This window comes from Amycolatopsis sp. PSD-21, assembly GCF_055561455.1.
The window spans coordinates 7,264,987-7,276,785 of the sequence record NZ_CM145712.1 but is presented as its reverse complement, the minus strand read 5'-3'; the positions used below and the strand labels follow the sequence as shown (position 1 = coordinate 7,276,785).

10 protein-coding genes are annotated in these 11,799 nt (G+C 69.4%); 5 read left to right on the top strand and 5 right to left on the bottom strand.

The window, feature by feature from the left end:
- The first annotated feature begins 34 nt into the window (after nt 1-34).
- A complete protein-coding gene (locus ACZ1DY_RS34075) occupies nt 35-793 on the top strand; it encodes an acyltransferase (RefSeq protein WP_126734537.1) in 759 nt (252 codons plus the stop codon).
- 103 nt (nt 794-896) lie between these two features.
- Here ACZ1DY_RS34075 and ACZ1DY_RS34070 read toward each other — a convergent pair whose 3' ends face one another.
- Together ACZ1DY_RS34070 and ilvA are read right to left on the bottom strand one after the other, a co-directional pair.
- Entirely contained in the window at nt 897-1,463 is a 567-nt protein-coding gene (locus ACZ1DY_RS34070; RefSeq protein WP_185927198.1) for an NADAR family protein, read from the bottom strand.
- Nucleotides 1,464-1,519: 56 nt separating this feature from the next.
- Nucleotides 1,520-2,776 carry a threonine ammonia-lyase IlvA gene (gene ilvA / locus ACZ1DY_RS34065; RefSeq protein WP_126734536.1) on the bottom strand — a complete coding sequence of 419 codons (1,257 nt, stop codon included), beginning with the start codon at nt 2,774-2,776 and terminating at the stop codon, nt 1,520-1,522.
- A 101-nt stretch (nt 2,777-2,877) separates the two neighbouring features.
- Here ilvA and ACZ1DY_RS34060 point away from each other — a divergent pair, with 101 nt between their 5' ends.
- Complete coding sequence (locus ACZ1DY_RS34060) at nt 2,878-4,065, top strand: serpin family protein (protein WP_465482126.1); 1,188 nt, start codon at nt 2,878-2,880, stop codon at nt 4,063-4,065.
- Here ACZ1DY_RS34060 and ACZ1DY_RS34055 read toward each other — a convergent pair.
- The gene (locus ACZ1DY_RS34055) at nt 4,062-4,886 is read right to left on the bottom strand and encodes an NAD(P)H-binding protein (protein WP_465482125.1); all 825 of its coding nucleotides are present in this window, start codon (nt 4,884-4,886) and stop codon (nt 4,062-4,064) included. The genes ACZ1DY_RS34060 and ACZ1DY_RS34055 overlap by 4 nt on opposite strands.
- Nucleotides 4,887-4,964: 78 nt before the next feature.
- A complete protein-coding gene (locus tag ACZ1DY_RS34050; protein WP_126734533.1) occupies nt 4,965-6,392 on the bottom strand; it encodes a short-chain fatty acyl-CoA regulator family protein in 1,428 nt (475 codons plus the stop codon).
- 228 nt (nt 6,393-6,620) lie between these two features.
- On the opposite strand from ACZ1DY_RS34050, the gene aceA reads away from it, so the two are divergent.
- The 3 genes from aceA to ACZ1DY_RS34035 all read left to right on the top strand — a co-directional run bounded on the left by aceA (nt 6,621) and on the right by ACZ1DY_RS34035 (nt 10,183).
- Nucleotides 6,621-7,907: an isocitrate lyase gene (gene aceA / locus ACZ1DY_RS34045; RefSeq protein WP_126734532.1), complete on the top strand. Its 1,287-nt coding sequence runs from the start codon at nt 6,621-6,623 to the stop codon at nt 7,905-7,907.
- A gap of 98 nt (nt 7,908-8,005) precedes the next feature.
- Nucleotides 8,006-9,610: a malate synthase A gene (gene aceB, locus ACZ1DY_RS34040; protein WP_465482124.1), complete on the top strand. Its 1,605-nt coding sequence runs from the start codon at nt 8,006-8,008 to the stop codon at nt 9,608-9,610.
- Between the two features lie 441 nt (nt 9,611-10,051).
- Entirely contained in the window at nt 10,052-10,183 is a 132-nt protein-coding gene (locus tag ACZ1DY_RS34035; protein ID WP_255431986.1) for a hypothetical protein, read from the top strand.
- A 285-nt stretch (nt 10,184-10,468) separates the two neighbouring features.
- Here ACZ1DY_RS34035 and ACZ1DY_RS34030 read toward each other — a convergent pair whose 3' ends face one another.
- Nucleotides 10,469-11,722: a glycosyltransferase family 4 protein gene (locus ACZ1DY_RS34030; protein ID WP_240600501.1), complete on the bottom strand. Its 1,254-nt coding sequence runs from the start codon at nt 11,720-11,722 to the stop codon at nt 10,469-10,471.
- Nucleotides 11,723-11,799: the final 77 nt, after the last annotated feature.

Sequence of the window (11,799 nt, the reverse complement as noted above, 5' to 3'; positions counted from 1 at the left end):
GTCGGCGGCCTGAACACAGGTTACGGTCACCGGTATGACGTCCATGTGGGGTGCGCCCGCGCTGTCGCGGCTCCGCGCTTGGGGCCAGGCCCGTCGTGATCCGCGTCAGGCGAAGTTCCTGACCAGGGACTCGCTGCGCTGGGTGCTGCGAAACCGCGCGTACACGCCTTGGTACCTGGTCCGCTACTGGCGGCTGCTGAAGTTCCGGATCGCGAACCCGCACATCATCCTGCGGGGGATGGTGTTCCTCGGCAAGGACGTGGAGATCCACTGCCGCCCCGGCTACGGGCGGCTGGAGATCGGCCGCTGGGTGCACATCGGCGACGGCAACGCGATCCGCTGCCACGAGGGTTCGCTGCGTATCGGCGACAAGGCGGTGTTCGGGCGGCAGAACGTCCTCAACGGTTACCTCGACATCGAGCTCGGCGCGGCCACGCTCGTCGCGGACTGGGTGTACATCTGCGACTTCGACCACGTCACCACCGACATCACCGTCCCGATCAAGGACCAGGGCATCGTGAAGTCGCCGGTGCGGATCGGGCCGGACACCTGGATCGGCACCAAGGTCTCCGTGCTCAAGGGCACCCGGGTCGGCCGCGGCTGCGTCCTCGGCGCGCACGCCGTGGTTCGGGGCGAGATCCCGGACTACTCGATCGCCGTCGGTTCGCCGGCGCGCGTCGTCCGGAACCGGCAGGACGACTACGCCGCCGACGCCGCCCGCCGCGAGGCCGTCGCGGATATGGCGCGCAAGGCGAACAAGGCACTGCAGAAGACCCTGGGCGTCGACTCGTAACTCGCGTGATCGAAGGCGTAACTCGCGTGATCAGAGCCGTAACTCATGAGTTACGCCTCTGATCACGCGAGTTACGTTCCTGATCACGCGAGTTACGCGAAAGCTAGCCGCGCAGCTGCTCCCGGACCTCCATGAGCGCGAAGCCCAGGAGGTTCTGGCCGCGCCAGTAGTCGGGGCGGGTGGCGTTCTTGTCCTCGCGGGCGAGGCCGCTGCCCCAGACCAGGTCCATCCTGGACGCCTCGACGATCACCTTGTCGCCCGTGCTCAGCAGGAACTCGCGCTCCTCGGCGTGCTGGCGGAACTTCTCGAGGTTGCCGTCGATGACGATGTCGAAGCGGTGCCGCTCCCAGACCTCGGCGTCGAATCCGGTGACCTCGCGGCCGAGGATCTTGGCGGTCTTGGGGTCCGGCGCCTGACGGATGTTGGCCGCGGCCTCGTGATCGCCGAACAGCTCCGCCTTGCTCGCCATCATGTAGTGCTCGGCGGTCGGGTACCGCTCGCCGCCCGCGACGAACGGCGCGTGCCACCACTGGCTCAGGCAGGCCGCGTTGATCCGGCCGCTCTTGAGCGGGGTGTGGCCGTAGAAGAGCTGGTACTCGGGCTCCGCGCCGCTGTGGACCAGCTCGCGCAACGCATCGAGACTCCGGACTCCGTCGACCTTGCTCACCATGGCGACCAGTGGACCACAGGCCACCGACAAGTCCCTCAGTGGCCCACCGCGGCGGTTCAGACCAGGAAGTGGAACAGCGGGCTTCCCGGTTCCACCCGCTCCACCTGCAGCGGGCTCGCCTCCAGCCGGTGCAGCAGGCCTTCCAGGTCACCGGGCCGCGCGAGTTCGACGCCGATCAGCGCCGGACCGGTCTCCCGGCTGTTGCGCTTCACGTACTCGAACCGCGTGATGTCGTCGTCCGGCCCGAGGACCTCGTCGAGGAACCGCCGCAGCGCGCCGGGCTCCTGCGGGAAACCCACCAGGAAGTAGTGCTTCAGTCCTTCGTGGATCAGGGACCGTTCGAGCACTTCGCCGTAGCGGCTGACGTCGTTGTTGCCGCCGGAGACGACGCACACCACGATCTGCCCGGGGTCGATCTTCACCGCCGTGCCCAGCGCGGCCGTCGCGAGCGCGCCCGCGGGTTCGGCGATCACGCCGTCGGACTGGTACATCGCGAGCATTTCCGTGCAGATCGCGCCCTCGGCGACGTCGGTGAGCTCGACACCGCCGTCGCGGACCAGCGGATAGGTCACCGATCCGGCCTGCGCCACCGCCGCGCCGTCGACGAAGGTGTCGACGTTTTCGAGCCGCACCGGCTCACCGGCCGCCAGCGCGGCCGCCATACAGGTCGCGCCCGCCGGTTCGACGCCGACGATCCGCATCTCCGGGGCCCGTTCCGCGGCCCACGCGGCGATCCCCGCGAGCAGCCCGCCACCGCCGACCGGCACCACCATCACGTCCGGGACGAACCCGAGCTGCGCGACGACCTCCATCGCGACCGTGCCCTGACCGGCGACCGTCTCCGGCGCGTCGAACGCGGGGACCAGCGTCGCGCCGGTCGTCTCCGCGTCGTGCTTCGCGGCGCTGAAGGCGTCTTCGTAGGTCTCACCGACGACGATGACTTCGATATGCGAGCCGCCCAGCGTCGCGATCCGCTCGCGCTTCTGCCGGGGAGTCGTGCCGGGAACGTAGACGCGGCCGTTCGCGCCGAGCCGTCGGCACGCGTACGCGACGCCCTGCGCGTGGTTGCCCGCGCTCGCGCAGACGACGCCGCGCTCCCGGTGCTCCGCGTCGAGCTGGACGATGAAGTTGTACGCGCCGCGGATCTTGTACGAGCGCACGGTCTGCAGGTCTTCGCGTTTGAGCCAGACCCGGGCGTCGACCCGCGCCGAGAGCCGCTCGTTCGGTTCGAGCGGCGTGCGGGTCACCACCCCGGCCAATCGCTTGGCGGCCTCTTCGACCGTTCGGGCGCTCACCGTTTCGATCCCTTGCACGAATGCTGAATGTACTGACCGGCCCCGGCCACGACGGAGAGACGTCCGCTTTCCGCCGGGCACGGTGCAACCGAACCGGGCACGGAGACCGTCTCCCGGTCATGACTCGGTGCTTCGTGCTCGGCCTGGTCGTGCTGCTCACGGCCTGCGGAGCGGAACCTGCCCGCGAAGAACCACCGGCGCCGCTGCCCGTCACCCAGCAGGTGGACTCCGGCACGGCCGCGGCGGTCACCGCTGCCGGCGCCTTCGGGCTCGACCTGCTCACCGCGCCGGCGTTGGCGAGCGAGAAGAACCTGGTGCTGTCACCGGCGAGTGTCTCCACGGCGCTGCAGATGGTCGGCGCGGGCGCGATGGGCGACACCGCCGCGCAGATCCGGAAGGTGCTGCGTCTTCCCGGAGACGGACCTCTCGTCCCGCCGGTCGCCGGCCACGAGGACCTGAAGGTGTCGAACACCGCCTGGATCCAGCGGGGCCTCCGGATCAAGCCCGGGTACCGGGACGCGTTGCGTGATCGGTTCGGTGCGGCGACGAGCGACGAGGACTTCGTCACCGACCCCGGCGGCGCCCGCGAGCGGATCAACCGGACGGTGGCGGACCAGACCCAGGGGAGGATCGAAGACCTGTTCCCGGAGAAGTCGATCACCGAGGACACCCGGCTGGTCCTCGCCAACGCGCTGTACCTGAAAGTGCCATGGGCGCGGGAGTTCCCCCGTGACCTCACCGTGGACGCGCCCTTCACCCGGGCCGACGGGTCGGCGGTGACCGTCCCGATGATGCGCACGGCCCCGGAGATCCAACTGGGTTACGCCGAAGGGCCGGGGTATCAGGCGGTCACGTTGCCTTACCGCGGCGGGCGGCTGGCCTTCACCGTGATCGTCCCGGCCGCGATCGACGCCTTGCGCGGCAAGGGAATCGCCGGGCTGCTCGGCGAGATCCGGCCCGCCACCGTGGAACTGGCCATGCCCAGGTTCACCGTCAGGTCCGCGCTGGACCTGTCGGCGCCGCTCAAGGAAGCGGGCATGCCGGCGGCGTTCGGGCCCGCCGCCGACTTCAGCGGCATCACCGACGAAGCCCGGCTACAGATCGCTTCGGTGCAGCACAAGACCTTCGTCCAGGTCGACGAGGAGGGCACCGAGGCCGCGGCGGCCACGGGGGTCGACGCCCGCGCTGTGTCGGCCGAGCTGCCGCGCACCGTGACCGCCGACCGTCCGTTCCTCTTCGTCATCACCGACACGGCCACCGGGTCGCCGCTGTTCCTCGGGCGGATCGGCGACCCGGTCGCCGGCTAGCGGAACGCGGCCAGATGCGTCCGCGCCCAGGTCGCGAACGGCCGCGGCGCCCGGCCGGTGAGGTCCTGGACGGCGCCCGTGACCGCCGAGTCGTCGAACTCGCCCTCGGCGAAGAAGCGGAAGAAGGCGTCGACGTACTTCTCCGGCATCTCCGCGCTCATCGTCACGCGGGCCTCCGCGTCCGAAAGCGGTTCCAGCCGTAGCTCCCGCCCGAGCAGTTCACTCAGGACACGCAGCCGGTCGGCGGGCCGGAGCGAACCAGGGCCGGTGATGGCGTATGCGAGCCCTTCGTGTCCCGGCGTGGTCAGCGACTCCGCGGCGACGGCGGCGATGTCGTATGGGTCGATCGTCGCCACCGGGACGTTCGCGAACGGCTCGCGGACGACGTCCCCGGCGCGAAGCTGCGGGATCCACTGCAGCGAATTCGACATGAACCCGCTCGGCCGCAGGAAGGTCCACGCCAGCTTCGATGCGCGCACCGCCGCCTCGGCCGCCATGTGCATCCCCGCGACGGCGTTGTCCGCGTGCCCGCCGACGACCGAACGGGACGACAGCAGCGTGACCTGCTCGACGCCCGCGTCGCGCATCACCGCGAGCGCGCCCGGCATGTCCTCGTAGCCGCCGAGCAGGAAGACCGCCCGGACACCCTCCAGCGCGGGCTTCAGGCTCGTCGGCTCGTTGAGATCTCCTGTCACTCCCTCGACGCCGTCCGGCAGCGGCCGCGGCGTGCGGACCAGCGCCCGGACGGGATGCCCGCCGCGCGCCAGGATTCCGGTCAGTTCCGAGCCGACGTTGCCGCCTGCCCCGGTCACCAAGATCATGCGTTTCTCCCCAGTGCGGTGGCCGCCGTCACAGGCCGCGGCCGTCGCCGGTCACCCTGCCAGGGAGATCAGGGCGGCTCAAGGCGACTTGGGCACCGCCGGGTAGGGGACGAAGGTGCTGGTGTTCTCGTCGACGGTCAGCTGCTTGCCGATCGTCGGGAACGCGCGCTGCGAACAGGCCGGGCGTTCGCAGACTTTGCAACCCATGCCGATCGGGGTGGCCGCGGCGCGGTCGTCGAGGTCGAGCCCGGTCGAGTAGATGAGCCGTTTCGCGTGCCGCAGTTCGCAGCCGAGGCCGACGGTGAACGTCTTTCCGGGGCTGCCGTAGCCGCCGATGTTGCGGGACACCGTCCGCGCGACCCAGAAGTAGCTCTTGCCGTCGGGCAGGGTCGCGATCTGGGTGAGGATCTTGCCGGGCTGGGCGAACGCCTCGTAGATGTTCCACAGAGGACAGGCGCCGCCGACGCGGGAGAAGTGGAAACCCGCGGCGGACTGGCGCTTCGACATGTTCCCCGCCCGGTCGACCCGCACGAACGAGAACGGCACGCCGCGGTTCTTGGGACGCTGCAACGTCGAGAGCCGGTGACAGACCGTCTCGAAGCCGACGCCGAAGTGGTCGCAGAGCCGCTCGATGTCGTAGCGGAAGCGTTCGGCGCTCGCCAGGAACGGTCCATAGGGGAGGATCAGCGCGCCCGCGAAGTAGTTCGCGAGCCCGACCCGGGCCAGCGAACGCGCGGCGGGTCCGGAGAACGCCCACGAGTCGGCGAGTTCGGTGATCAGGTCGTCGTATTCCAGCAGCGCGATCTGTGAGGCCATCCGGAACGCCTGCTGCCCGACGCGCAGGCTCGGCGCCAGCCGCAGCACCCGCGGCCCCGGTTCGTAGCGGTGCTGTTCGCCGTTGGTCTCGTCGATGCCCTCGCTCGTGACGTCGACGCCGTAGCGCTGGATCAGCGTCTCCTTCAGCGCCGCGAGCACCTGACCGCGTTGCAGCGGGATGTCGTGCGCCATCCGTTCGGCGCGTTCGTCCAGCTCGGCGACGTAGTTCTCCCGCTCGTAGAAGAAGTCGCGGACCTCTTCGTGCGGCAGCGAGCCCGCCGCGCTGCCGTGCATGCCCAGCCCGTTTTCCGTGGTCAGCGCGGCGGTGTTCTCGACGGCGTTGCGGTAGCTGCGGTGCAGTTTGACCAGGGCCTGGGCGATCGTCGGCAGATTCGTGGCGAGGTCGTTGAGCTCGCTGTTCGTGACGTCCACGCCGAGGACCTCGTCGAGCAGCGCCTCCTTCACATCGGCCACCAGCCGGGCGGTGTCGTTGTTCGCGAAGAACTCGGTGTCCACTCCGAACGCCTGCGTGATGCGAAGGAGCACCGGAACGGTCAGCGGACGCGAGTTGTGCTCGATCTGATTGAGGTAACTGGGTGAGATCTCCAGCACACGAGCGAGATCCGCCTGGCTCATCGACCGGCTTTCGCGCAGATGCCGCAGCTTCGCTCCGGCGAAGGTTTTGTCCACTGAGGCCTCTCTGTCCGCAAGGTTTCCGGGCCTGAACGATTCAGTGAACGGTCAAGCCCGTGGATTTTGCCTCTGGTTGCGAATCAGCGATTCGCAACCTTTGCAAGATGCTACGGAAGCTTCGCAGAAATTGGCAAATTGGAGGCCTGGATCGGATTTCCCCTGTCATGTCAGGGTCTTGGCAGGAAAGGCGATCACTCGCAAACTTCGCAACACCGGGAGAATCCGATGACTCAGCACGCGCAGCAGCTGGAGCAGGCGGCCGCCGAACTGGCCAAGCAGTGGGAGACCGACCCCCGCTGGGCGGGCGTGAAGCGTTCGTACTCCGCGGCTGACGTGGTCAAGCTGCGCGGCAGCGTGGTCGAGGAGCACACGCTCGCTCGCCGCGGCGCCGAGAAGCTGTGGGACCTCCTGCACACCGAGGACTACGTCCACTCGCTGGGCGCACTGACCGGTAACCAGGCCGTGCAGCAGGTGCGCGCCGGCCTCAAGGCCATCTACCTGTCGGGTTGGCAGGTCGCCGCCGACGCCAACCTCTCCGGCCAGACCTACCCGGACCAGAGCCTCTACCCGGCCAACTCGGTGCCGGCCGTCGTCCGCCGCATCAACAACGCGCTGGGCCGCGCCGACCAGATCAACTGGGCGGAGGGCAACACCGACATCGACTGGTACGCCCCGATCGTCGCCGACGCCGAGGCCGGTTTCGGTGGCCCGCTCAACGCCTTCGAGCTGATGAAGGGCATGATCGCCGCCGGTGCCGCGGGTGTGCACTGGGAGGACCAGCTCGCTTCCGAGAAGAAGTGTGGTCACCTCGGCGGCAAGGTGCTGATCCCGACCAAGCAGCACGAGCGCACGCTGAACGCCGCCCGTCTCGCCGCGGACGTGCTGAACGTGCCGTCGCTGATCGTCGCCCGCACCGACGCGCAGGCCGCCACGCTGATCACCAGCGACGTCGACGAGCGTGACCGCAAGTACGTCACCGGCGAGCGCACCGCCGAGGGCTTCTACAACGTCACCAACGGCATCGAGCCCTGCATCGACCGCGGTCTGGCCTACGCCGAGTACGCCGACCTGCTGTGGATGGAGACCTCCAAGCCGGACCTCGAGGTCGCCCGCCAGTTCGCCGAGGCGATCAAGGCCAAGTACCCGGACCAGATGCTGGCCTACAACTGCTCGCCGTCGTTCAACTGGAAGAAGCACCTGGACGACGCGACGATCGCGAAGTTCCAGCGCGAGCTCGGCCACATGGGCTACAAGTTCCAGTTCATCACCCTGGCAGGCTTCCACGCCCTGAACTACTCGATGTTCGACCTGGCGCACGGTTACGCCCGCGAGGGCATGACCGCCTACGTCGACCTGCAGGAGCGCGAGTTCGCTTCGGAGGACCGCGGTTACACCGCCACGAAGCACCAGCGCGAGGTCGGCACCGGCTGGTTCGACAACGTCGCGACCGCGCTGAACCCGGAGAGCTCGACCACCGCGCTCGCCGGTTCCACCGAGGCCGAGCAGTTCTGATCACTCGCAATTAGGTGACGGGTGGCGGTCTTTCGACCCCCGGGAGACCGCCACCTCCCTTCCCTTCTATCTCTCGCGAAGCCCAGCGGAGGCACACCATGGTTGAGAAGCTGAACTACCGGATCGACGTCTGCGGACCTGCCGGTGACCGGTTCGACGAGATCCTCACCCCGGCCGCGCTGGACTTCGTGGCCAAACTGGACAACGCGTTCGCCGGCCGCCGCCGCGAGCTGCTCGACGCGCGCCGTCTGCGCCGCGAGAAGCTGCAGTCCGGGGAGGAGCCGCTGGGCTTCCTGCCCGAGACGCGCTCCATCCGCGACGACAGCAGCTGGTCGGTCGCCCCGGCCGCGCCCGGTCTCGAAGACCGCCGCGTCGAGATCACCGGCCCGACCGACCGCAAGATGACGGTCAACGCGCTGAACTCCGGCGCGAAGGTCTGGCTCGCCGACTTCGAGGACGCGACCTCGCCGACCTGGCACAACGTCATCGACGGCCAGCTCAACCTGTACGACGCGATCCGCCGCAACATCGACTTCACCACCGAGGCCGGCAAGCGCTACACGATCGGCGACGAGCCCGCGACGATCGTCGCCCGCCCCCGCGGCTGGCACCTGGTGGAGAAGCACATCCGCATCGACGGCCGCCCGGTCTCGGCGAGCCTGGTCGACTTCGGCCTCTACTTCTTCCACAACGCGCGCCAGCTGCTGGCCCGCGGCAGCGGCCCGTACTTCTACCTGCCGAAGCTCGAGAACCACCTCGAAGCGCGGCTGTGGAACGACGTCTTCCTGCTGGCGCAACGGGAACTCGGCATCCCGCGCGGCACCGTCCGGGCCACCGTGCTGATCGAGACGATCACCGCCGCGTTCGAGATGGAGGAGATCCTCTACGAACTGCGCGAGCACGTCGCCGGGCTGAACGCCGGCCGCTGGGACTACATCTTCAGCGTCATCAAGAACTTCTCGTCGCACGGCGCGGACTTCGTGCTCCCGGACCGCGCGCAGGTGACGATGACCGTCCCGTTCATGCGCGCCTACACCGAACTGCTGGTGCGGACCTGCCACAAGCGCGGGGCGCACGCCATCGGCGGCATGGCCGCGTTCATCCCGAGCAAGGACCCGGAGATCAACGCGACCGCGCTGGAGAAGGTCCGCCAGGACAAGGAACGCGAGGCGAACGACGGTTTCGACGGCTCGTGGGTCGCGCACCCCGGCCTCGTCCCGGTCTGCCGCGAGGTGTTCGACGAGGTGCTCGGCGGCTGGCCCAACCAGCTCGGCAAGCTCCGTGAGGACGTCGTCGTCACCGCCGAGGATCTGCTCGACGTCGCCAGCGCGGGCGGCGAGGTCACCGAAGCGGGTGTCCGCGCCAACATCAACGTCGCGCTGCGCTACATCGACGCGTGGCTGCGCGGCACCGGCGCGGCGGCGATCCACAACCTGATGGAGGACGCCGCCACCGCCGAGATCGCCCGCTGCCAGGTGTGGCAGTGGATCCGCAACGGCACGAAGCTCGAAGACGGCACCGCGCTCACCCGTGAGCTGGCCGTGTCCTATTTGGACGAAGAGCTGACCTCGGTGCGGGCGGAACTGGGCGAGGGCAACCGGCTCGGCGACGCCTACGAGATCTTCACCGAGACCGCGCTGGGCGAGAAGCTGCCGAGCTTCCTCACCACCGGCGCGTACGCGCGATACCTGACCACTCACTGATCCAGGCTCCGGCCGCCTCTACCTGACGCGGGGCGGCCGGGTTCCACACCGGTTTGGGACGGTGTGGCCCAACGGGTCCGGTGGCGGCGGCTCCCCGCCACCGGACCCGCTTCACGCGCGCGCCCCTCCGGTAGCGCCTGTCGGGCGTGCGCCCGTCGCGGAGGCCCCGTCCTCACCACACCACCGTGGACGGGGCCTTCGCGGCTTTTTCATGCCGAACATGCGTGATCGAAGGCGTAACTCGCGTGCTTGGAGGCGTAACACGATGATCCGGCTCCAAGCACGCGAGTTACGGCTCTGATCACACTCACGGGACCGGACGAAACGGTCACGGACCGCGATTAGGTAGGGGTACGTAGTGATACCCCCGTTGTTTCGGCGGCGGGTCGCGCGGATGCTCTGCGCCGGGTGGGGATTCCGCCCGTTTCCCGAGGAGCCACCATGAAGAAGCAGTTGAGAACCCTCTTGGCCGCGACCTTCGCCGTCCTCGCCGTCGCCCTCGCCGCCCCGGCGGTGTCCGCTTCGGCCGGGGTCTCGGCGCAGCCGGACTGTGTCCGGCCGTGCCACTTCTGACCGGCGTCACCTAGAGCAGCCCCGGGGGTCGCGCCCCTCGCGACCCGCGACGCTCGTGGAGGGGGATCCGGGTCCCCCGACGTCCCGGATTCCCCTCCGCCCCCGCCTTCCCGCGGCGGCGCGCATGTCGCGAAAGCCACTTTCGGGACATCAGACGTCCCGAAAGTGGCTTTCGCGACATGCCTTGACACGGCCGACCGCGCACCCCGCCAACGTTGCGAAAGCCACTTTCGCAACGTTGAAGGTTGCGAAAGTGGCTTTCGCACCACGAAACACCAGGCGGGATCAGGGCTCGAAGGCGTTCCCGGTCGCGATCTTCGGCCGCCCCAGTTCCACCGGCTCCCCGACGCGAGCCCGCCGGTAGACCGCGACGGTCGCCTCGGCGATCCGCCCCCAGTCGAAGTCCGCCGCCAGGCGCGACTGAGCGGTCAGCGCCCGCCGGGCGGCGGCGACCTCGTCGTCCAGCACCGCCTCGACGGCGTCCCCGAGGGCGTCGACGTCGCCGGGGCTGAACGCCAGGCCGGTCTCGCCGTCGACGACGACCTCGCCGAGCCCGCCCGCGGTCGAAGCGACCAGCGGCGCCTTCGCGGCCGCCGCCTCCAGCGCGACGATCCCGAACGGCTCGTACCGGCTGGGCAGCACGACGGCGTCGGCCGCGGCCAGCACGGCGCGCAGTTCGCGGTCGGACAGATGCCCGACGAAGTCCACCGCGCGGCGCACGCGCAGCTTGCGGGCCTGGTCGACCAGTTCCTCCAGATGCCGTCCCTTGCCGGCGACGACCAGCCGCGTCCCCGGTTTGGCGCGGCGGATCCGGGGGAGCGCGGCGAGCAGGTCCTGCACGCCCTTCTCCCACTCCAGTCGTCCGAAGTAGAGCAGCAACGGCGCGCCGGAGGGGCTGTAGACCTCGCGCGCGTGCGCGACCTCCTCCGCGGGCACCTGCCAGGTGCGTTCCTCGATGCCGTTGTGGATCACGGTGACCGCGTCGCCGTCGACCTCGAACAGGTGCGCCACCTCGCGGCGCATGGCCTGCGAACAGGTGATCAGCGCGTCCGAGCGGTTCGCGAGCCACCATTCGACGGAGTGAACCTGCTGGTTCAGCGGATGCGAGAGCCAGCCGGAGTGCCGCCCGGCCTCGGTGGCGTGGATCGTGCCGACCAGCGGCACCCGCGCGGCCTCCGCGATCGCGATCGCGGGATGGGTGACCAGCCAGTCGTGGGCGTGCACCACGTCCGGCTGCCAGGTGCGCAGCAGGTCGGTGGCGGCGCGGACCATCGCGTGCCCCATGGCCAGCGTCCACGCGACGAGGTCCCGTTCGAAGGTCACGTGCATCGGATCCTCGGCGACCCGGATGATCCGGACGCCTTCGACCACGCGATCGGTCCTCGGGTGGGTCTCGGCGTCGGTGCCCGCCGTGTGACGGCACAGGACGACCACGTCGTGCCCCTGCCGGGCGAGATGCCTGGCCAGGGCGTGGACGTGCCGTGCGAGTCCGCCGACGACCACGGGTGGGTACTCCCACGACAACATCAGCACGCGCATGGGTGGAGGTTACTCGTGAGTCGGTCGTCACCGGGACGGGGCGATCACCCCTCCCGGTGAACCCGATCGAGGGCGAC

Bases quoted from the DNA above. Each gene is read 5' to 3' on its own strand.
- ACZ1DY_RS34055 (WP_465482125.1), bottom strand. From the start codon at position 4,886: ATGATCTTGGTGACCGGGGCAGGCGGCAACGTCGGCTCGGAACTGACC.
- ACZ1DY_RS34030 (WP_240600501.1), bottom strand. From the start codon at position 11,722: ATGCGCGTGCTGATGTTGTCGTGGGAGTACCCACCCGTGGTCGTCGGC.
- ACZ1DY_RS34060 (WP_465482126.1), top strand. From the start codon at position 2,878: ATGACTCGGTGCTTCGTGCTCGGCCTGGTCGTGCTGCTCACGGCCTGC.
- ACZ1DY_RS34075 (WP_126734537.1), top strand. From the start codon at position 35: ATGACGTCCATGTGGGGTGCGCCCGCGCTGTCGCGGCTCCGCGCTTGG.
- ACZ1DY_RS34070 (WP_185927198.1), bottom strand. From the start codon at position 1,463: ATGGTGAGCAAGGTCGACGGAGTCCGGAGTCTCGATGCGTTGCGCGAG.
- aceB (WP_465482124.1), top strand. From the start codon at position 8,006: ATGGTTGAGAAGCTGAACTACCGGATCGACGTCTGCGGACCTGCCGGT.
- aceA (WP_126734532.1), top strand. From the start codon at position 6,621: ATGACTCAGCACGCGCAGCAGCTGGAGCAGGCGGCCGCCGAACTGGCC.
- ACZ1DY_RS34035 (WP_255431986.1), top strand. From the start codon at position 10,052: ATGAAGAAGCAGTTGAGAACCCTCTTGGCCGCGACCTTCGCCGTCCTC.